Source organism: Bacillus cereus group sp. MYBK222-1 (genome assembly GCF_051916425.1).
Lineage (GTDB): Bacteria > Bacillota > Bacilli > Bacillales > Bacillaceae_G > Bacillus_A > Bacillus_A paranthracis.
Map to the genome: position 1 here is coordinate 415,508 of NZ_JBQAGP010000002.1, position 20,455 is coordinate 435,962.

Genomic DNA, 20,455 nt, shown 5'->3' on the forward strand with positions numbered 1-20,455 from the left:
AAAAAATCTGCTTAAAATTATCTTTTAGGCAGATTTTTTATTGTTATTTCACCGATATAACATTTCCCCAATTCCATTTCTCATAATACCACTCTGGTACATCTATATTTTCAATCCACTTCATTTCATGCTTTCCATCTCTATCAGCAAGCCATACATCTGCTTTCTTACGGTCTGAACGTATCCATATTAATTGATTGCTCTTCTTCATAAAGATTGGATGATAATCACCCTGCTTATGAGGTGGCTTTGTGATTCGATGCTGTACATTGCTTGTACTATCAACCTCATATAAAGATGGTAGTGGCCTTTTTTCTGGCAATGTTTCAAATCCTCCCTCTTTTGCTCGAGAGACGATAATTACGTTATCGTTCTTCCATGTAAAATCCCAATCGACATATCCTTTCGGTGTAAATGTGTTCTGCTGAAGTGCTGGCAATTCTTTTACTTTCAAATGTTTATTCTCTAATGCAACTCTCCCGCTTCCTTCAATATAGGCCAATATATTGTTGGCTGGCGCCCATTTGAACCATTGTGTGTTTAATAACATTTGATCTACCTTTTCAAAACGACTACCATCTGCACGAACTAAGCAAAGCGTATTGCTATCAGCTGACCATGAAGCTGTCGGTACTGCTAAAAATGAAATCCACTTTTGATCTGGCGACCACTGAAAGCCACTTGCAACTAACGCTAGGAAATCATCATGTTCATTTGGCAATGCATACAAATGCTTCATTTTGTGAGGATTCATATGTGCATCTTTTTGTACTTCATATAGCTGAGCTCCTGTCCATCCAGTTGGAAGTAAGTGTGCTTCAGAAGATACAAGAAACTTCTTTCCATTCGGGTACCATGCATAATCACCTACACCAGCCGATACATTTTCAAAATCTGCATTCTTTTTTTCTACCTCGAAGGTATGTAATGTACCTGTAAATATAAATGCAATTATATTTTCTGTTGGTGACCATTGATAATTTGATACTTCTGAGTGAAACGGCGTAACTTTCTTTCCATCTTTTAGCCGATATAACTCAAGATTACTTTGTTTCTTTCCTTTTACATATGCCAGCCACTCTCCATCATGAGACCACTTTGGCCCTGTTATATACTCTCCTTTTGTAAGTTGTTTTTCTTTTCCATCAACTTTAATCCAGAGGTCATGATGACGAATAAAAGCAATTTTAAATTCATTATTTTCTGCGCTACTATTAATGGTTGAACATAAAAATACGACTAACATTGTACCAACGCTTACTATGAACCGTTTCATAACACCCCTCCATTTCCCTCATAGCATTCCTCAATGTCCACCTACAATATGTAAAAAATACCTATTCGACATAATCAGAAAAAATTTCCCAAGAAATTTTAAATTCATAGAGGATTGGTATGAATTATGTCGAAAATATAGTTTAGCTAACATCCGATTATGTAATTCGAGATCAATTTGTAAGATGTTTTTTCGGAATATTAGCACTTTTTATTAGGGGGAGTTTCAATGAAAAAAACTACATCTACACTATTAAGTATGGCGCTCGTCTTTTCCAGTTTTGGAGCTTTAAGCGCACATGCTGAATCGCTACAAAAGGAGAAGCAATTTAGTCCACAGTTAAAAGCGAACATTGAACAATGGGGAGAAAACAAAATTGCGCAAAATGTTGAAACAAAAACATCAAAAGAAATTTCTGTCATTGTAGAATTGCAACATGCTCCACTCGCTTCACAAAGTAACATTCAGCATGCTCCAGATTTACAAAATAATCATGCACAGTCTTATCATACCGAGCTTAAAAAAGCACAAGAAGATACAACTAAGAAAATAAAAGAAAAAGCACCTGGTGCAAAAATTAAAGAAGTGTATAATACGTTATTTTCTGGATTCTCTATTTCAGTTCCTGGAGATCAAATTACCGCTCTTGCTTCTTTACCTGAAGTAAAAGCAGTCTATCCGAACTTAACATATAAATTACATGAAACATCAAAAAGTACTACTAATGAAGAAGCACCAAATATCGGCGGACCAACAATTGGTGCAACTGAAGCATGGAATTTAAAAGACCCATCTGGCAAACCGCTTGATGGAAAAGGTATGAAAGTAGCGATTATCGACTCTGGTGTAGACTATACACATCCTGACTTAAAAGCAAATTATATCGGTGGATATGACACAGTTGATGAAGATAATGATCCAATGGATGGTAACGTACATGGTACTCATGTAGCTGGAATTATTGCTGGTAACGGAAAAATTAAAGGCGTTGCTCCGAATGCTTCTATTTTAGCTTATCGTGTCATGAATGACGGTGGTACTGGTACAACAGATGATATTATTCAAGGTATTGAACGAGCAATTCAAGATGGTGCTGATGTGTTAAATCTATCCCTTGGACAAGATTTAAATGTACCTGATCAGCCTGTAACTTTAACGTTAGAACGTGCAGCAAAGCTTGGGGTTACTGCAGTCGTTTCCAATGGAAATGATGGTCCAAAACCTTGGTCTGTTGATGCACCTGGAAATGCAAGTAGCGTGATATCAGTTGGAGCATCTACAGTTTCTATTCCGTTTCCAACATTCCAAGTAGCTGGTTCCAGCAAAACATACCAAGGATTACCGTTATCAAAATCAGATTTCCCAATAGGAAATGATTCTCCACTTGTATATGTTGGCTATGGTAATCCAAGCGATTATGCAAAACAAGATGTGAAAGGAAAATTTGCACTTGTTTTACAAGGTACTTCTAGCACGTTAGTAAAAGCTGAACAAGCGAAGCAAGCTGGTGCAATTGGTGTACTATTCATTTCTACAGAAAAAGAAATCAATATTATGCCTGAATACTTTACACGTGAAAACCTAGCCCTTCCAGTTATGCAACTATCCAATGTAAACGGTGAAGAGTTGAAAAACTTAATTACAAAGCGTAAGAAAAATATAAAAATTGGCCAACCAAATCCAACCGAATTGATTGCTAACTTCAGTTCCAGAGGTCCGTCACAAGGAAGTTGGCTTATAAAACCAGATATAATTGCACCTGGCGTACAAATTACGAGTACAGTACCGAGAGGCGGCTATGAATCTCATAATGGTACAAGTATGGCTGCTCCACAAGTAGCTGGAGCGGTTGCCCTCTTGCGTCAAATGCATCCTGATTGGACGACAGAGCAATTAAAAGCATCCCTTGCCAATACCGCAAAAACTTTAAAAGATGTGAATGAAAATACATATCCTATTATGACACAAGGGTCTGGTTTAATTAACATCCCGAAAGCAGCTCAAACAGATGTATTAGTCAAACCTAACAATGTGAGCTTCGGTCTTATTAAGCCAAACAGTGGTAAAGTAAAACTGACGCAAAATATTACATTACAAAATCTATCTAGTAAAAAGAAAAGTTTTTCAACTCGTGTGGAATTGCTAGATACAAACACAAAAACAAAAGTAAAAACTTCTGTACCTTCATCGATTAGCATACAGCCGAATAGTAGTACCGAAAAACCATTTACTATCACTGTCGATAGTTCGCTACCCCAAGGTGTCTATACTGGAAATGTGTATATAAAAGAACAAGGTAAGAAGGAAGAAACTCGCATTCCATTTACATTTAGTATCGATCCTAAAGATTACAAACGTATAGATGGACTCGAAATTATTAATTCTACATTTAGTCCAAATGGTGACCAAATATTAGACGATAATCTCATCAACTACTATTTAGTTGCACCTGTGGATGATGTAACATTGCACGCAAATTTAGTTACAAAAGAACGTGTAACGTACCAAGGGATTATCCATCAAGCTAAAAATGAAACAGCTGGATACAAACCTTTCAAATGGAATGGTACAAAAGCAGATGGTACTCCGTTAGCTGACGGTCTATACCAAATCGAAGCAGTTGCCTCTAATTCTGGTGGGGAAACAAAACAAACAGCTGCTGTATTTCTGGATCGAACTGCACCTAAGTTAACATACGAAATTGACCAAGAAAACCTTGTAATCACAGGAAAAGTGGATGATATCTTACTAGATTGGATGACAGAATCTGGTTGGGTAGCACCTGGAATTCCAGTGAGACTACAGTATGAAATCAACGGAAATGGTGTATGGGAAAGTGCATTCCTAAATCCTTGGGAGAAAAATTACGGCATTTATTTAGATCGTACTCAATTACAAGAAGGTAAAAATACAATTCACATTGTAGCAACAGATGCAGCTGGAAATACATCTAATTTAAATGTTGATTTAGATGTGAAATAAGGTAGTAACCCGATTCTTTCGCCCCTATCGGATTTTCCGATAGGGGCTTTTTCTATTTCTCACAGAAACAAATATTAAATAATTCCGAATCTTATGATAAAATTTTATAAGCGCTTACAATTTTTGAAAGGGGGTGATACAAGCTATACGAAACCGATACTTAATTTTATTTAAAAAAAGGAGGATGTCTAAATGACAAAGAAAAGAGAAATTCCATCGCATTTAAAACCATTCGTATCCACACAGCATTATGATCAATACACACCGGTGAACCACGCTGTATGGCGTTACATTATGAGACAAAATCATAGCTTCTTAAAAGACGTTGCTCATCCAGCCTATGTGAACGGACTACAATCATCTGGTATTAATATAGATGCAATTCCAAAGGTAGAAGAAATGAATGAATGTTTGGCGCCAAGCGGCTGGGGCGCTGTAACGATTGACGGACTTATTCCTGGCGTCGCATTTTTCGATTTTCAAGGGCACGGATTGCTACCAATCGCAACAGATATTCGCAAGGTAGAGAATATCGAGTATACACCAGCTCCAGATATTGTACACGAAGCTGCAGGACACGCACCTATTTTACTTGATCCTACATATGCAAAATATGTGAAACGATTTGGACAAATTGGTGCAAAAGCTTTCTCAACAAAAGAAGAACATGATGCATTCGAAGCTGTTCGTACATTAACAATTGTAAAAGAAAGCCCTACTTCTACTCCTGATGAAGTTACAGCTGCTGAGAATAATGTACTTGAAAAACAAAAGTTAGTTTCTGGCTTATCAGAAGCGGAACAAATTTCACGTCTTTTCTGGTGGACAGTAGAATATGGATTAATTGGAAATATAGATGCTCCAAAAATATATGGTGCTGGTCTTCTTTCTTCTGTTGGCGAAAGCAAATATTGCTTAACAGACGCTGTAGAAAAGGTTCCATTCTCTATAGAGGCATGTACAAGTACAACTTATGACGTAACAAAAATGCAACCACAACTATTTGTTTGTGAATCATTTGAAGAATTAACAGAAGCACTTGAGAAATTCTCTGAAACGATGGCCTTTAAAACAGGTGGTAAAGAAGGATTAGAAAAAGCAATTCGCTCTGAAAATCATGCAACTGCTGAATTAAATAGCGGCTTACAAATTACAGGTACATTTACCGAGACAATTGAAAACGATGCAGGTGAATTGATTTACATGCGAACGAGCTCGCCAACAGCATTAGCAATTCACAATAAACAGCTAGCGAATCATTCTACGTCTGTACACAGTGACGGGTTTGGAACACCAATTGGATTACTCACTGAAAATATTGCATTAGAAAATTGTACAGATGAACAATTACAATCATTAGGAATTACAATTGGAAATGTTGCTGAGTTTACTTTTGCAAGTGGTATTCATGTAAAAGGAACAGTAACAGATATTGTAAAAAACGATAATAAAATCGCTCTTATTTCCTTTATCAATTGTACAGTTACTTATAACGACCGCGTTTTATTTGATGCTTCATGGGGCGCATTTGATATGGCTGTTGGTTCAACAATCACTTCGGTATTCCCAGGTGCCGCAGATGCTGCAGCATTTTTCCCAATGGATGAAGAAATCCAAGAAATTCCTGCTCCACTTGTACTGAATGAACTTGAACGTATGTATCAAACAGTTCGCGATATCCGAAATGAAGGTATTTTACACGACGCGCATATCGAGCAATTAGTAGCAATTCAAGAAGTATTAAATAAATTGTATCCGAAAGAATGGTTACTTCGCCTTGAAATATTAGAATTGCTTTTAGAGCATAACAAAGGGCACGAAACATCAGCAGCATTATTACAACAACTTTCTACTTTCACAACGGATGAAGCTGTAACACGTCTTATTAACAATGGTCTTACGCTACTTCCAGTAAAGGATGTGAAAAATGATGCTACGATTAACTGAAGAGGAAGTTCAAGAAGAATTATTGAGGTTAGATAAATGGGTAGTAAAAGATGAAAAATGGATTGAAAGAAAATATATGTTTTCCGACTACTTAAAAGGAGTCGAATTTGTCTCTGAAGCCGCCAAACTATCAGAAGAACATAATCACCACCCATTTATCCTTATCCAGTATAAAGCAGTCATTATTACTTTGTCATCTTGGAATGCAAAAGGTTTAACGAAACTCGATTTTGAGCTTGCGAAGCAATTTGATGAACTATTTGTCCAAAATGAAAAAGCCATTATAAGAAAGTAAAAAAGAGAAGCCTTTATTAGGCTTCTCCTTTTATTTTGAAATGGATACAATGTCCAAATGGATCCTCTACTTGTAATATTCCATCTTTGTACGTAGCAATCTTGCCAATATTTTTTAAGCTTTCACATACTTGCTCTTTTTGTTTTTCATCTGCTAGTACAATTGTGAAATATTTCAAGCCAACAGAATTTGGCATTTGCGGTAGTATTCCTTCACCTTGCCACGTATTTAAACCGATATGGTGATGGTAGCCGCCTGCCGATACAAAGAGCGCCCCATTACGGGCTGGGATCGTTACTTCAAAGCCAAGACCATCCACATAGAAACGTTTCGCTTCTTCCAAATCAGCTACATGGAAATGAATATGTCCCATCACAGTACCAGCTGGAAACCCACTCCATTTACTTCCTTGCTGTAATAATTCTTCACCAGCTAACGGGTTACTAACAAATGGTAGCTCTCCATTCTCATCACGCCAAACTTCTTTTTGACGATCATGATAAATTTCAATCCCGTTTCCATCTGGATCAGCTAAATAAAGGGCCTCACTAAAGTAATGGTCAGCTCCGCCGTGCAGTGGATATACCATTTCTACAAGATGACGAAGGATATTCGCTAAATCCTGTCTGCTCGGTAATAAAATTGCGTAATGATATAAACCCGTTCTCCCTCTTTGCTTTGGTAAGGCTTCTTTCTTTTCTTCAATGATAAGGAGTGGTTCGTTATTTTCATTCCCAAATGTAACGACCATTTCATCTTCTTTTAGCACTTTCATACGTAGTACTTCTGTATAAAACTCTAGTGATTTCTTTATATTTGATACATATAAATGAACAACATCAAGTGTTGTATCGGGATGAAGTTGAAAACTCATCTTGTTAGCCTCCCATTTAAATTAGTTCTTCTTTGACATTTTCTCTTTTAAGAAATTATCTACAAAACCATCCGCTTTCGCAACAAATAAGTACGCACCCATTGCTAACAATGCAAGCTCTAATTCGAAACCAGGATTTTTTCCATCTCCTAATAAACCAGCTGACCATTTTACTTTTACAATTGCTCCAACCATAACTAGTGCAAATAATAATCCAATATATCTTACACCTAAACCTAGAATTAATAATAGACCGCCAACTAATTCAACTGTTGCTACACCGTATGCAAGTCCTCCTGGTAAACCAATGCTTGTGAACCACCCTGCAATATTGTCAATTCCCGATTGGAATTTTGTTAAACCGTGCATAAAGAACGTTACCCCTAACACGATACGAATAATTAAGTTACCAATATGTTGATTCATTTCCTTCTCTCCTTTATAGTTTTCTTATACAAAACTTTTATTTACATTACAAAACATACACTAATTTTTTTTATTCGTCAATTCATTTTCACTGGGAAAATATATATTTTTTTTGCTATGATACAAATAGTTGTTTATAAAAAGGAGCTTGATTTTATGAATATTGGTTCTGCAATACGTGAAATTCGTCAACGTAGAGGCATAACAATTGCACAAATTTGTGAGGGAACAGGTCTTTCTAAAGGGTTTATGAGTCAGGTTGAAAATAATAAAACATCACCATCTATCTCAACTTTAGAAACAATCTCCAATTTTTTAAACGTTCCTCTTCCCTATTTATTGTTAGAACAAAAAGATCGATTGAAAGTTGTCAAAAAGGTAGAGCGTAAATATAGTGTATACGGAAAAGATGAACAAAGAATTGAACATGTTGCAGAGCAAGGTGGCCTTCGCCTCAATCTCGTAGAAATTCCTGCTGGGTTTCCGAAAGAAAACACACCAAATGCCCATGAAGGAGAAGAATGTCACCTTGTATTACGCGGAAAACTAGAAGTTCAACATGGAGAAGATGTTGCAATTGTAGAAGAAGGAGATTCTTTCTCCTGGAATGCATGTGTTCCTCATATCGTTCGTAATATAGGAGAAGAAACTGCATTATTACTCATCTCTAGTCATGCAGAAAATCGAAAACGTGTTTATTAAAAAAAGAAGCCTGTAAATCAGGCTTCTTTTTATCCTCTTATAACTCCATAGCTTGTCCCAACTAGTACAGTCTTTTCGTGTTGATTACGATAAACTGACTCGATTGAAACCTTTTTGTATCCTTCCATCTGTTCAACATTCGTTAAAGTTAATTCACAAGTGATCGTATCTCCTGTAAAAACTGGTCTAATAAACTCACTTACTAATTCTCTTGCTATGTAATGTAATTCTTCGCCTACTTTCGTTCCAATACTAGCAGTCAATAAACCATGAACCATTAAACGTCCATTTTCATCATATTCCATATGATGCCTACCTTTATCCCCTGTAATATTTGCAAATTCAAAAACCTCTTCCTCAGTAAATCTTCTTTCGTATTTAAATACATCCCCAACTTTTATACTCATTTTTATCCCCCTAATAATAAACAGAATTTTCTTTCATTTTATCGTAAAATGAATCTTAGTTCAGTTTATATTATTAAAATAGTAAGCCTTTTTCTGTTCTACTTTTTCTCCTTATCGGTGCCCCTCTTTTTTAGCTATTTGATATCCATAGTACGCACATGTTCCATTTCTCGATAACTCTCTCACCTCAAAACCACAACTTCTATAAAAATCAAAATTACTCGCAGAAGTATGCGCAAACCAGTCACCATGTGGCAATTTTTGCAAACAAAGAGCAACAAGTTTCTTACCTAATCCCTTCCCTCTATATTCACATTTCACAACTAAATTTACTATGTTGGCTACCATGATTCCATCAGAAATGACTCTAACCATCGCAATCATCTCTTCTTCATCCCAAATTGTGAATGCCCATGTTGAATTTTCAAATGCTATCGTGAATTTTTCAATTTGCCAAGAAGGGATATTATCATTGCTCCAACCGGCATCTTCGAATAAAGTTTTAATTGCATATGCAGGTACACCATTCGTTCCCTCACGAATAATAAGTCCATTATGATAAATGTACATGTAATCCCCCCTTTATTTTTATATACCATTCTTCAAAAGATGCAATTCACCTTTTTTCATCCAATGCGCCTAATGGAATAAACGAGAACATCCATCCCATGAAATGAAGTTGTTTTCTCATAACTAAGCCCCGTTTTTCTAGCAACAAAGATTGAGGCGGGGTGATCCGGATTAATAAGAGAGATTAATTTATTCATTCGTAACGCTTGGAAGCCATAATCTCGAAATGCTGCCGCTGCTTCTTTCGCATACCCTTTTCCCCAATACTGAGGTAATAACCAATAACCAATTTCAATTTCCTCTTTTCCATCTATTTGCTGCTTTACTAATCCTGCATGACCAATTCGTATTCCCGTTTCCTTTTCAATCAATACAAATAAACCGAGACCGTTTTTATAGCTAGGAATCACCCACTCCTCCAAACTTTTTTTACACTGCATATATGTTTTTAACGTCCCATTTCCAATATAGCGCATTACCTTCTCATTTCCCCATAGTGAAGCGTAGAACTGTAAATCATCCATTGTATATTTGCGAATTTGTAAACGATCTGTATGAAACATTTCTGCACTCCTTCCCACGAATTTGTACTTCATTACACGCTCACGTCTTGTATCCATACTAAATGTTACTATCTATTATAAATGAACTAACATTAAAATACAGAATATTCAATCTCAAAAGAATTAAAAAAAGGCAGTAGACAAATATTGTCTACTGCATCCATATCATAACTAGCATAAAGAAAACTACAATTGAGGGGGGTGTAGGATTTTCAAATACACTAGATACTTATCCCGTTCTAACGGGCGGTAAACTTTCCAATTATATAAAAGTGAAAAGTTTACCGCACATAAGAACTTTGGCGGTCAGTAAGAAAGCACCGTTAAGTAGTCAAATACACGCTGTGCTTTTTCTCCACCCATTCGTGCATGTTGAAGAAGAGAAATACCATGTGGACCAGATGCACGTAATGCTTCTGGTTGTGCTACTAAAATAGCTTGTACAACTTCTAATTCCCCCAGCATAGCGGCCGCGAAAATATCCATTCGAGCACCCTTTTCTAATAAGTAAAGAGCAATATCTTTACGCCCTACATGTGCCGCTGCTCCTAACGCACTTTCCCAATCTGATCCACCCCAATTGTAAGAAGCATGAAGTAAACTTGGCGATTCAGCCAACAGTTCTTGTACTTTTTCTAAATCTCCGTGAGCTGCCATAACAAATTCCCTTACTAACTCAGTGGTAACACGTTCTTCTGTTCGCATTTTGCTCCTCCTTTTTTAGAAATTCGTTTCGGTGTAAAAAATGGCTTATCGCTTCCTTGAAAAATATCTACCTCTATGCCAAATACATGTTGAAACATTTCATGACATAACACTTCTTCTGGTATACCATCATACTGAAGCTTCCCTCGCTTTAATACGAGTAAACGATCACTATATTGAGCCGCTTGGTTAATATCATGTAAAACCATTATAATTGTCATGCCAAATTCCTCGTTTAGTCGTTTCACAAGTTCCATTACTTCCAACTGATGAACGATATCTAAAAAAGTTGTTGGCTCATCCAATAATAAGACATTCGTACGTTGTGCTAGCGTCATTGCAATCCAAGCGCGTTGTCTTTCCCCTCCTGATAAAGATTGTAAAAGACGATATTCATACCCTTCAAGATTTGTAACAGACAATGCCCAATCAACAATTTCTTCATCTTCTTTATTTAAGCGACCTCTCCATAACTTATGAGGGCCTCTTCCAAATTCGATTAATTCTTTCACTGTTAAATCTAATTGATGATCATGCATTTGTGGTAACATCGCTAATTGCTTCGCTACATCGGCACTTTTCATCGTATGAATACTTTTTCCATCTAAAACGATATCCCCTTCGCTTTGTTTAAGTAGTCTTGCTATTAAACGAAGCAAAGTAGATTTCCCAGATCCATTCGGTCCAATCAAACTAACGACTTCTCCAGCTTTAATATGTACATTCATATTTTGCATTTGAAATCTTTCAGAATGTGCGTAAAACACTTTATTAACGGAAATCACGCTGTTTTCCCCCTCTATGAATTAAATATAAGAAGAACGGACCGCCTAAGAAGGATAATAAAATACCGACAGGCAATTCAATTGGATCAAACCAACTTCGAGCTATCGCATCCGCGAAAACAAGTAATATCCCTCCGCCAAGGCATGATAATGGCAGTAAATATTTATAGTCATTTCCAACTAATAAACGTAACATATGTGGTACGACAAGGCCGACAAATCCAATAAGACCAGAAACACTAACTGCTATTCCAGCTAATAATGTGCTTACTACTATTAAATAAAAACGACTTCTCTCCACGTTATGACCTAATAATTTCGCCATTTCATCTCCAAGCATTAATACTCGAATATGCTTGATACCGAAGAAGGCCAGTATAATAGCGAATATTGCATAATAAATAATCATGTTTAAATGTGCCCAACTTACACCGCCAATACCACCCGCTAACCACGGTAACACGGATTGTACTTTGTCACTATGTAATAACATTAATGCTGACGTCGCTGCACCTATTAATGCATTAATTGACACACCTACTAAGACAATTCTTGAAGGTGGCGCCCCTTTTTGCCATGATAAAGCATAAATGATCATCGCCGTTATGAAAGCTCCTAAAAACGCACCGAGTGGTAAAAACGCCATATGCTGAGGGAATAAAATCATAATTACAATTGCAACAAGGCCTGCTCCAGATGACACCCCGATAATACCAGGGTCTGCAAGAGGATTTCTCATCACCCCTTGCAGCATTGCGCCAGATGCAGCTAAACATGTTCCTACTATAAATCCAACGAGCACTCTTGGTATACGAAGGTCCCATACAATTCGATGAACTGTCGAACCTTCATCTTGTATCCCTGTTACAATATCTCGTAAAGAAAAGGATAGGCTTCCTGCGAAAAGACCGTAAAAAAGACATAAAACCGTTAATACAACTAAGGTAACTGCTATGATCCATCTTTTTTTCGCAAAAGGATGTTCCTTTTCCCTTACTACTTCACTACTTTCCATACTTATCATTTCCTTACATCTTGTATACTTTTATACATAAAGTCCATCGCTTCTGTAACTTTTGTTCCAGGATTTGATCCAAATAAGTCTGGTGGCAAAATAACTACGCGATTTTGTTTTACTGCATCTAAATTTTTCCACGCTTCATTTTTCATCATTTCACCTTCAAATGCTTTTTTAACGCTATTTGGATCTCCATGTGTAATTAAGTAAATCACATCAGGATTCGCCTCAATAATGCGTTCTACACTTAGCTGTGCATATTGCGGATATTCCTTCATTTCTGGAAAATCAGCGGCAATATTTTTCCCACCTGTTTTCTCTAAAATATCACCTGATAAAGAAGTTGGTAATGCCGCTAAATAAGTACCAGGTGCTCCATACACTAGCAATGCTTTCACATCACTCTTTTTCTCATATGTCTTCATTTGATTCGTAATTTTTTGGTTAAGTTCTTTTGCTTTATCTTCTTTTTTCATTATCGTTCCGTATAGTTCAATATTCTTTAGAATATCTTGTACAGAATTCGTAGAAGAAATCATTACTTTCGTTCCTTGCCCTTCAACCGTTGGAACATTCTTTTGGAACCCATTATTAGCAATAAGTACATCGGGCTTTAAGCTGGCAATTTGCTCAAAATTTGGCTGATGTGCATTCCCGATTACTTGTACTTTCTTTATATCTTCTGGAAGAGTTATTTTTGCATCCGGACGACCCACTATTTTTCCGCCTAAAGCATGAATAATATTCATGTCTCCCATACTTAATGTTGCAAAACTCTCTGGCACTTTATCGAATATTACCTTTCTTCCTGACAGGTCGGTAACTTCTATTTTCTCTTTTCCTTTTTCTGTTTTTGTTGCCGCTGCTTTTTCGTCTCCCTTTGCACTGCAACCTATTAATAAGAAAAAAATAGATAAAATCGCTGTAAATAGCGTAATAGATTTTTTCATTCTCCCACCTCTAATTGATAATGATAATCATTAACTACTATTCTACTTTAATTGATAAGGATTATCATTGTCAATATGAAACACATACATTTTCTAGAAAAAAACAAAAAGCGTTACAAAAAGATTCCTTCTTTTTGTAACGCACTATTTATCAATATTATTCACATTCGTTTCCCTCTAACTTGTCTCGCATCACTTTCACACGCTGAAAGAAAAAGAAAGATAAACTTAAAAATATAACGATGCTCCCCATCATAACAAAAAATTGTATCGTTTCTTTTGCTCCATTTGGAATCAATAAGCCAACCATTAACAATGTACTTACAGCGAGAAGAATTTGTCCGAACCGAGTATAATCTTCTATTTTCTCTTGTAATTCTTTCATTATATTCTCACTCCTCCATTTCACTGTATCATATTCTACTAAACTTAAAGACAAGTAAATACAGCCATTCTGGGAGATGTTTTCCAAAAGAAAAAGAGCCGCTTTATTGCGACTCTTTCATAACCATTACTCACCTTTATATGCTTTCATATAAATTTCTTTCAGCTCTGAAATGAGAGGTAATTTCGGATTAGCTGTTGTACATTGATCTTCAAAAGCTCTTTCTGCTAATAATCCAACAACCTCTTCAAATTGGTCTTTAGCAACTCCTTGTCCCGCAATACTCATATTTATATTTAAACTTTTTCCGAGATCAATAATTGCTTTGACGAGTGATTCTACACCTTCTGCCACCGAACTTGCTGGTAGCCCGAGCATTCTCGCAATATGTGCATAGCGTTCATCAGCTACAAAATGCTCATATTTTGGGAACAATGCGTGTTTTCTTGGCTTAATAGCATTATAGCGAACTACGTGCGGCATAAGAATTGCATTCGCACGCCCATGCGGAATATGAAATTCTGGTCCAATTTTATGTGCTAAACTGTGATTAATACCTAGGAAAGCATTTGCAAATGCCATCCCTGCAATTGCAGAAGCATTATGCATTTTTTCTCGTGCTTCTTCATCATGTCCATCTTTAAATGCTCTTGGTAAATATTTAAATACGAGATCAATAGCCTTTAATGCTAATCCATCTGTATAGTCATTTGCTAAAACAGACACATACGCCTCGATTGCATGCGTTAATACGTCCATCCCAGTGTCTGCTGTTACATGTGGTGGTACTGTCATTACAAATTGTGGATCAACAATTGCTACATCTGGCGTTAATTCATAATCGGCGAGTGGATACTTTATATTATTTTTCTTATCTGTAATAACCGCAAATGGTGTCACTTCTGATCCTGTTCCAGATGTTGTTGGAATAGCAACAAACTGCGCCTTACTTCCTAATTCCGGATATTTACATGTACGTTTTCTTATATCTAAAAACTTCTGTTTAATTCCATAGAATGTTGTTTCTGGGTGCTCATAGAAAAGCCACATCCCTTTCGCTGCATCCATCGCTGAACCACCACCAAGTGCGATAATGACATCAGGCTGAAAACTTCTCATCATTTCCGCACCTTTAAACACAGTTTCATCTGACGGATCTGGCTCGACCTCAAAGAAAACTTCAACTTTCACATCATTTGCATGTTTACGTAAATAATGCGTAACCGTATCTACATATCCGTGCTCAACCATTCCTGGATCCGTTACAATAAACGCACGTGAAATGTTAGGCATATTTGCTAAATATGATGTCGCATGTTTTTCAAAATAAATTTTTGGTGGTAATTTGAACCACTGCATATTCTTTTTTCTATTTGCCAACCTTTTTATATTTAATAAGTGCGTCGCTGTTACGTTTTGAGAAACCGAGTTTTTCCCGTAGGAACCGCAGCCAAGCGTAAGTGATGGAATAAATCCATTATATATGTCACCGATTCCACCTTGTGATGAAGGGGCATTTATAATAAGGCGGCAAGCTTTCATACGTAATCCAAATTGCTTTTGCACTTCTTTATTTACAGAATGGATAACTGCTGAATGTCCTAAACCACCGAGGTTTAACATTTCTTCACAATATGTAAACCCTTCTTCTAATGAATTTGCTTTTACACAAGCTAATACTGGACTTAACTTCTCACGAGATAGTGGATATGCAGCTCCGATGCCTTGTATTTCAGCTACAAGCATTTTTGTATTTTTAGGTACAGTAATTCCAACTAATTCGGCAATATACTGTGCGGATTTCCCTACAATATCACTATTTACTGCACATGTATTTTCATTAATAACAAGCTTTTCTAATTTACTTCTCTCTTCCTCGGTTACAAAATAACAATCATTTGCAATCATTTCTGTTTTCACATTATCATAAATTTCCTTGTCTACAATAATTGCTTGTTCTGATGCACAAATCATACCATTATCAAATGTTTTAGATAAAATCAAATCATTAACCGCTCGTTTTATATGCGCTGATTTCTCTATATAACATGGTACATTACCAGGACCTACACCTAGCGCTGGTTTTCCAGTAGAATAAGCTGATTTCACCATACCAGCCCCTCCAGTTGCCAAAACAAGAGCAACACCTTCATGGTTCATTAATTGTTTCGTTGCTTCGACAGAAGGTTTTTCAATCCACTGTATACAATGTTTTGGTGCCCCCGCCTTCACCGCTGCATCATATACTGTTTTTGCCGCTGCAATGGAACAGTTTTGTGCTGAAGGATGAAATGCGAAAATAATTGGATTTCTCGTTTTTATCGCGATTAATGCTTTAAACATTGTTGTCGATGTTGGATTCGTTACTGGTGTTACCCCAGCTACTACACCGACGGGCTCCGCAATTTCTATTATTTCTTCATGAGGATCTTCGTGAATAATCCCTACTGTTTTATCTTTCTTTATGCTATGCCAAATATATTCAGTAGCAAAAATATTTTTAATACATTTATCTTCGTATACACCACGACCTGTTTCTTCAACAGCCAACTTCGCAAGCGGCATATGTTGATCAACACCTGCTAATGCCATTTCATGAACAATGTTGTCAATTTGCTCTTGTGTAAAACTTTCTAATGCTTGTAAAGCTCTCTGACCGTTATTCACTAACGTATCAATCATCTCTTTTACTTCCTGCATTTCATTTACAACTTTCTCTTTGACTACCATGTAAATTCCTCCTATTCTGCTATCTTGGACTAAATAAGACCCTACAGGTCATAATTAGTCCTGATTAGCGCAAAAAAATAGAATTGCTTTCCTACATGAACCTCATTGTTTGTGAAACATTTCACAAGTTTGTTCGTGGGTAACACTTCATGAACTTAATATACATGAATTTATTTTATTTGTGTTTGTCTAATTTGTGAAATATTTCACAAATTAATATAGTAAAAATGCACTGCCTATACTAGCAGTGCATTTTTACTATGCTAACGCTTGTGCTAAATCTTCAATTAAATCTTCTCCGTCTTCAATACCGACAGAAATTCGAATTAATGTATCTGTAATTCCTAATTCTTTGCGACGATCTGCTGGGATTGATGCATGCGTCATTTGAGAGGGAATAGAAATTAAACTTTCTACTGCTCCTAAACTTTCAGCCAGCGTAAAGTATTGTAATCTCTCAAGTACTTTATTTAATGTTTCTTCGCTATCTACATCAAATGAGATAATAGCACCAAATCCATTTGCCTGTTCTGTTGCCAGTTCATGGTTTTGATGTGACTCAAGGCCTGGATAATATACTTTATTCACTTTTGGATGATTATTTAAAAACTCAGCAATTGCGCGTGAATTCGTTTCATGCTCTTCCATTCGAATTCCTAATGTTTTTAAACCACGAAGTAGTAAGAAACTATCTTGCGGGCCAAGAATGCCTCCTGTTGAGTTTTGTACAAAGTGAAGGTCTTCTGCTAATTGCGGACTATTTACAACTACTAAACCTGCAACTACGTCACTATGACCTCCTAAATATTTCGTTGCACTATGAAGTACAATGTCTGCTCCTAAAGAAATCGGCGACTGCCAATATGGCGTCATGAATGTGTTATCAATAATTGTTAATAAATCTTTCTCTTTAGCAAGAGTAGATATTTTTTTAATATCAGTAATTTTTAGTAACGGATTCGTTGGTGTTTCTACATAAATCGCTTTCGTATTTGGACGAATCGCTTCTTCAACTTCCTCTAAGTTTGTTGTATCTACAAATGTATGCTCAATACCGAAGCGGTTTAACACTTTCGTAATCACGCGGTACGTTCCGCCATACACATCATCTGTTAAAATAACGTGGTCACCTTTTGAAAACAACATAATTGTAGCTGTAATAGCCGCCATTCCTGAACCAAATGCGAAACCAGCATGGCCGTTTTCTAATACCGCAATCATTTCTTCTAAAGCTGCACGTGTTGGGTTTCCTGTACGTGAATATTCATATCCTTGATGCTTACCAACTGCTTCTTGTTTGTACGTACTCGTTTGATAAATCGGTACATTTACAGATCCAGTTGAAGGTTCTCCTATGCGAATACCATGAATTAACTTTGTCTTTGCTCTCATTTTTTATTCCCATCCTTTGTATATGTCTTTACTTAAATAGCGCTCACTACTATCAGGAAAAATCGTTACAATATTTGTACCTGGCGCCGCTTTCTCTGCTTCAAGTAAACTTGCATGAAATGCTGCTCCTGAAGAGCTCCCAACAAGAAGTCCTTCTTTTTGCGCTAATTCTTTCACTCGTAAAAATGCATTTTGATCAGAAATCGTATGAATTTCATCAAAATAAGATGTTTTCAAAAATGGCGGGATGAATTCAAGGCCAATCCCTTCTGTTTCATGTGAGCCAGCTTTACCACCATTTAAAATAGATCCTTCTGGTTCCACAATAACCGTTTTTATATCTACATTTTTTTCTTTTAAATAAGATGCAGTCCCCATAAACGTACCGCCAGTTCCTGCTCCAGCAACAAATATGTTAATCTCTCCATTAAGTGCCGACCAAAGTTCAGGTCCTAATGTTTTAAAATATGCACGAGGATTTGCCTCATTTGCGAACTGACTTGGAGAGTATGAATTCGGTATCTCATTTACTAACTCTTTTGCTTTTGCAATTGCACCGGTCATTCCTTGCTCAGTCGGCGTATGCACGACCGTTGCGCCTAGTGCTTTCATTAATTCTTGTTTTTCAATGCTAAATTTCTCTGGTACACAAACGATAACGTGTAAATCATGTTGTAACGCTGCGAGTGCCAGTCCAATACCAGTATTTCCAGCTGTCGGTTCAATAATTGTTCCGCCCTCTGTAACAAGCCCTTTTTCTAGCGCATCTTCGATTAATTCTCTTCCTAATCGGTCCTTAACGCTTCCGCCTGGGTTATAAAATTCAAGCTTTGCAAATAAACGGACCCCTTCTGGAAGTGAAAAACGAGTAATTTCCACAATTGGTGTATGACCAATTAACTCATGAACTCCACGATATACATTCATCGTGTTCTCCCCCTTATTTGCCAATAAAGAAAAGGCAACTGTATGTATTTTCTTTATATGAGACAGTTGCCTTTTTGTTACATTACTTTAACTCTTCTAATACTTTTACGATAAAGTTTGTAGAATGAAGAGCTGCTTGATCTAAAAATTGATCAAATGAAACATTTGATTCTTTACCAGCAATATCAGAAAGTGCACGAATGATAACAAACGGAACTTCATATTGGTGGCATACTTGTGCAACAGCTGCTGCTTCCATTTCTACTGCATAAAGGTTTTCAAATTTATCACGAATGGCTGCAACTCGGTTCGGATCACTCATAAATGAATCACCTGTTGCAATCATACCTTTTACAACTTGAATATTTTCTTCTGCCTGCATACATTTTTCAGCTAATGCAACTAATGCTTCATCAGCTTTAAATCCAGGCGGCATTCCTGGTACTTGACCATACTCATAGTTAAATGCTGTTACATCTACGTCATGGTGACGAACTTCTGTTGAAATAACGACATCCCCAACATTTAGAGAATGATGGAATCCACCAGCTGAACCAGTATTAATGACTTTTTCAGGCTTATATCTTTCTAATAAAATTGTCGTTGACATCGCTGCATTTACTTTACCAATACCAGACTTTAACAAGATTACTTCATGTCCTGCTAATTGCCCTTTCGTAAATTCACAACCCGCAACCGTTTCTGTTTCTGCTTGTTCTAATTTATCACGTAAAATACGTACTTCTTCTTCCATTGCTCCAATTACAGCAATTCTCAATCTAATCCCTCTTTCTATTGCTTAGTTGCCTCCATTACCCACACGAAATGATTTAATCTCGTAAACGTTACATGGAAGCCATTGTTTTCAAAAATAGTCTGCATAACTGGAATACGTGTATAGTATTCCGTTTGCAAATCGTTTGCTAACTGATGAAAACCTCTTTGTTTTGCTGCTTCAACAGTTTTATCATATGCATCTTGATCTGCAAATATCGTATCAGCAAACACTATTTTACCACCTTTGTTTAGCAATTGACTATACTTCGCAATCGCTACATTTTTTTCATCATCTGTTAAATGATGAAATGCATAGGTGCTTACTATAGTATCAATGGAATTCGGGACTTCAAACGAAAGAAAATCACCTTCTGTAATGGAAAACTCTTTTGGCAATTTCTCTTTTGCAATCATGCGCATTTCACGTGACGGTTCTATACCGTAAACTGTGCGGCCAGCAAGTAATAATTTATTTGTTAAATTACCTGTACCGACACCAAATTCTAATACGTTACCAAATGACTTGTTAACTACATCCTCTAGAATGTCCTCATAATGGGCGAAAACTTCTTTATATTGTATATCTTCGCCTTGTACAAATGAGTCGTACGTATGAGCCCACTCATCAAATAAACCATTAAATTCTGTACCCATAAAAATTCCCCTTTTTCTTATCGGTTTTATCAGTATGATATTCCCTCTTTCTAAAAATGTCAATTGAAATGTACATGGTATTTCCTTCTT

At 36.6% G+C, this 20,455-nt stretch carries 20 protein-coding genes; 4 read left to right on the forward strand and 16 right to left on the reverse strand.

The genetic code is table 11. The annotated features are described in order from the left end of the window. Positions 1-43: 43 nt before the first annotated feature. Positions 44-1,276: an eIF2A-related protein gene (locus ACTFR9_RS14195; protein WP_229136242.1), complete on the reverse strand. Its 1,233-nt coding sequence runs from the start codon at positions 1,274-1,276 to the stop codon at positions 44-46. 228 nt (positions 1,277-1,504) lie between these two features. On the opposite strand from ACTFR9_RS14195, the gene ACTFR9_RS14200 reads away from it, so the two are divergent. The 3 genes from ACTFR9_RS14200 (at position 1,505) to ACTFR9_RS14210 (ending at position 6,500) form a co-directional block, all read left to right on the forward strand. Next, the gene (locus ACTFR9_RS14200) at positions 1,505-4,258 is read left to right on the forward strand and encodes a S8 family serine peptidase (RefSeq protein WP_000754135.1); all 2,754 of its coding nucleotides are present in this window, start codon (positions 1,505-1,507) and stop codon (positions 4,256-4,258) included. Between the two features lie 192 nt (positions 4,259-4,450). Further along, on the forward strand, positions 4,451-6,205 hold the full coding sequence (locus ACTFR9_RS14205; RefSeq protein ID WP_000163099.1) for an aromatic amino acid hydroxylase: 1,755 nt from the start codon (positions 4,451-4,453) through the stop codon (positions 6,203-6,205). Beyond that, positions 6,186-6,500: a 4a-hydroxytetrahydrobiopterin dehydratase gene (locus ACTFR9_RS14210; RefSeq protein WP_000979545.1), complete on the forward strand. Its 315-nt coding sequence runs from the start codon at positions 6,186-6,188 to the stop codon at positions 6,498-6,500. The genes ACTFR9_RS14205 and ACTFR9_RS14210 overlap by 20 nt, the downstream gene beginning before the upstream one ends. A gap of 16 nt (positions 6,501-6,516) precedes the next feature. Here ACTFR9_RS14210 and ACTFR9_RS14215 read toward each other — a convergent pair whose 3' ends face one another. Together ACTFR9_RS14215 and ACTFR9_RS14220 are read right to left on the reverse strand one after the other, a co-directional pair. After that, a complete protein-coding gene (locus ACTFR9_RS14215) occupies positions 6,517-7,374 on the reverse strand; it encodes a VOC family protein (RefSeq protein WP_000009821.1) in 858 nt (285 codons plus the stop codon). 21 nt (positions 7,375-7,395) lie between these two features. After that, on the reverse strand, positions 7,396-7,800 hold the full coding sequence (locus tag ACTFR9_RS14220; RefSeq protein ID WP_001071557.1) for a DoxX family protein: 405 nt from the start codon (positions 7,798-7,800) through the stop codon (positions 7,396-7,398). 156 nt (positions 7,801-7,956) lie between these two features. Here ACTFR9_RS14220 and ACTFR9_RS14225 point away from each other — a divergent pair, with 156 nt between their 5' ends. Continuing rightward, positions 7,957-8,502: a helix-turn-helix domain-containing protein gene (locus ACTFR9_RS14225; protein ID WP_001020702.1), complete on the forward strand. Its 546-nt coding sequence runs from the start codon at positions 7,957-7,959 to the stop codon at positions 8,500-8,502. A gap of 29 nt (positions 8,503-8,531) precedes the next feature. On the opposite strand, the gene ACTFR9_RS14230 is transcribed toward ACTFR9_RS14225, so the two are convergent. The 13 genes from ACTFR9_RS14230 to ACTFR9_RS14290 all read right to left on the reverse strand — a co-directional run bounded on the left by ACTFR9_RS14230 (position 8,532) and on the right by ACTFR9_RS14290 (position 20,365). Then, entirely contained in the window at positions 8,532-8,909 is a 378-nt protein-coding gene (locus ACTFR9_RS14230; protein WP_000025011.1) for a MaoC/PaaZ C-terminal domain-containing protein, read from the reverse strand. A 111-nt stretch (positions 8,910-9,020) separates the two neighbouring features. Then, positions 9,021-9,479 carry a GNAT family N-acetyltransferase gene (locus tag ACTFR9_RS14235; protein WP_000276116.1) on the reverse strand — a complete coding sequence of 153 codons (459 nt, stop codon included), beginning with the start codon at positions 9,477-9,479 and terminating at the stop codon, positions 9,021-9,023. 56 nt (positions 9,480-9,535) lie between these two features. Next, positions 9,536-10,075 (reverse strand): GNAT family N-acetyltransferase, encoded by a 540-nt coding sequence (locus ACTFR9_RS14240; protein ID WP_370647175.1) that lies wholly within the window; start codon positions 10,073-10,075, stop codon positions 9,536-9,538. A gap of 273 nt (positions 10,076-10,348) precedes the next feature. Next, a complete protein-coding gene (locus ACTFR9_RS14245; protein WP_001258470.1) occupies positions 10,349-10,747 on the reverse strand; it encodes an ankyrin repeat domain-containing protein in 399 nt (132 codons plus the stop codon). Further along, positions 10,714-11,532 carry an ABC transporter ATP-binding protein gene (locus ACTFR9_RS14250; RefSeq protein ID WP_000626533.1) on the reverse strand — a complete coding sequence of 273 codons (819 nt, stop codon included), beginning with the start codon at positions 11,530-11,532 and terminating at the stop codon, positions 10,714-10,716. Before ACTFR9_RS14250 ends, ACTFR9_RS14245 begins: the two co-directional genes overlap by 34 nt. Then, positions 11,519-12,547, reverse strand: a complete 1,029-nt coding sequence (locus tag ACTFR9_RS14255; RefSeq protein WP_000445967.1) for a FecCD family ABC transporter permease — start codon at positions 12,545-12,547, stop codon at positions 11,519-11,521. The genes ACTFR9_RS14250 and ACTFR9_RS14255 overlap by 14 nt, the downstream gene beginning before the upstream one ends. Before the next feature lie 5 nt (positions 12,548-12,552). Beyond that, positions 12,553-13,500 (reverse strand): ABC transporter substrate-binding protein, encoded by a 948-nt coding sequence (locus tag ACTFR9_RS14260; RefSeq protein ID WP_000748449.1) that lies wholly within the window; start codon positions 13,498-13,500, stop codon positions 12,553-12,555. 157 nt (positions 13,501-13,657) lie between these two features. Further along, positions 13,658-13,885, reverse strand: coding sequence for a YrhC family protein (locus tag ACTFR9_RS14265; RefSeq protein WP_000661441.1), 228 nt, complete (start codon positions 13,883-13,885; stop codon positions 13,658-13,660). 126 nt (positions 13,886-14,011) lie between these two features. Further along, positions 14,012-16,615 carry a bifunctional acetaldehyde-CoA/alcohol dehydrogenase gene (gene adhE, locus ACTFR9_RS14270; RefSeq protein ID WP_000260470.1) on the reverse strand — a complete coding sequence of 868 codons (2,604 nt, stop codon included), beginning with the start codon at positions 16,613-16,615 and terminating at the stop codon, positions 14,012-14,014. A 258-nt stretch (positions 16,616-16,873) separates the two neighbouring features. After that, entirely contained in the window at positions 16,874-18,007 is a 1,134-nt protein-coding gene (locus ACTFR9_RS14275; protein ID WP_001201909.1) for a bifunctional cystathionine gamma-lyase/homocysteine desulfhydrase, read from the reverse strand. Between the two features lie 3 nt (positions 18,008-18,010). Next, entirely contained in the window at positions 18,011-18,934 is a 924-nt protein-coding gene (locus ACTFR9_RS14280; protein ID WP_001103856.1) for an O-acetylserine dependent cystathionine beta-synthase, read from the reverse strand. 82 nt (positions 18,935-19,016) lie between these two features. After that, on the reverse strand, positions 19,017-19,712 hold the full coding sequence (mtnN, locus tag ACTFR9_RS14285; protein WP_001217039.1) for a 5'-methylthioadenosine/S-adenosylhomocysteine nucleosidase: 696 nt from the start codon (positions 19,710-19,712) through the stop codon (positions 19,017-19,019). A 14-nt stretch (positions 19,713-19,726) separates the two neighbouring features. After that, on the reverse strand, positions 19,727-20,365 hold the full coding sequence (locus tag ACTFR9_RS14290; RefSeq protein WP_000536319.1) for a class I SAM-dependent methyltransferase: 639 nt from the start codon (positions 20,363-20,365) through the stop codon (positions 19,727-19,729). Positions 20,366-20,455: the final 90 nt, after the last annotated feature.

Coding starts and splice junctions, on each gene's coding strand:
- ACTFR9_RS14195 (WP_229136242.1), bottom strand. CDS start 1,276: ATGAAACGGTTCATAGTAAGCGTTGGTACAATGTTAGTCGTATTTTTA.
- ACTFR9_RS14200 (WP_000754135.1), top strand. CDS start 1,505: ATGAAAAAAACTACATCTACACTATTAAGTATGGCGCTCGTCTTTTCC.
- ACTFR9_RS14205 (WP_000163099.1), top strand. CDS start 4,451: ATGACAAAGAAAAGAGAAATTCCATCGCATTTAAAACCATTCGTATCC.
- ACTFR9_RS14210 (WP_000979545.1), top strand. CDS start 6,186: ATGATGCTACGATTAACTGAAGAGGAAGTTCAAGAAGAATTATTGAGG.
- ACTFR9_RS14215 (WP_000009821.1), bottom strand. CDS start 7,374: ATGAGTTTTCAACTTCATCCCGATACAACACTTGATGTTGTTCATTTA.
- ACTFR9_RS14220 (WP_001071557.1), bottom strand. CDS start 7,800: ATGAATCAACATATTGGTAACTTAATTATTCGTATCGTGTTAGGGGTA.
- ACTFR9_RS14225 (WP_001020702.1), top strand. CDS start 7,957: ATGAATATTGGTTCTGCAATACGTGAAATTCGTCAACGTAGAGGCATA.
- ACTFR9_RS14230 (WP_000025011.1), bottom strand. CDS start 8,909: ATGAGTATAAAAGTTGGGGATGTATTTAAATACGAAAGAAGATTTACT.
- ACTFR9_RS14235 (WP_000276116.1), bottom strand. CDS start 9,479: ATGTACATTTATCATAATGGACTTATTATTCGTGAGGGAACGAATGGT.
- ACTFR9_RS14240 (WP_370647175.1), bottom strand. CDS start 10,075: ATGAAGTACAAATTCGTGGGAAGGAGTGCAGAAATGTTTCATACAGAT.
- ACTFR9_RS14245 (WP_001258470.1), bottom strand. CDS start 10,747: ATGCGAACAGAAGAACGTGTTACCACTGAGTTAGTAAGGGAATTTGTT.
- ACTFR9_RS14255 (WP_000445967.1), bottom strand. CDS start 12,547: ATGGAAAGTAGTGAAGTAGTAAGGGAAAAGGAACATCCTTTTGCGAAA.
- ACTFR9_RS14260 (WP_000748449.1), bottom strand. CDS start 13,500: ATGAAAAAATCTATTACGCTATTTACAGCGATTTTATCTATTTTTTTC.
- ACTFR9_RS14265 (WP_000661441.1), bottom strand. CDS start 13,885: ATGAAAGAATTACAAGAGAAAATAGAAGATTATACTCGGTTCGGACAA.
- adhE (WP_000260470.1), bottom strand. CDS start 16,615: ATGGTAGTCAAAGAGAAAGTTGTAAATGAAATGCAGGAAGTAAAAGAG.
- ACTFR9_RS14275 (WP_001201909.1), bottom strand. CDS start 18,007: ATGAGAGCAAAGACAAAGTTAATTCATGGTATTCGCATAGGAGAACCT.
- ACTFR9_RS14280 (WP_001103856.1), bottom strand. CDS start 18,934: ATGAATGTATATCGTGGAGTTCATGAGTTAATTGGTCATACACCAATT.
- ACTFR9_RS14290 (WP_000536319.1), bottom strand. CDS start 20,365: ATGGGTACAGAATTTAATGGTTTATTTGATGAGTGGGCTCATACGTAC.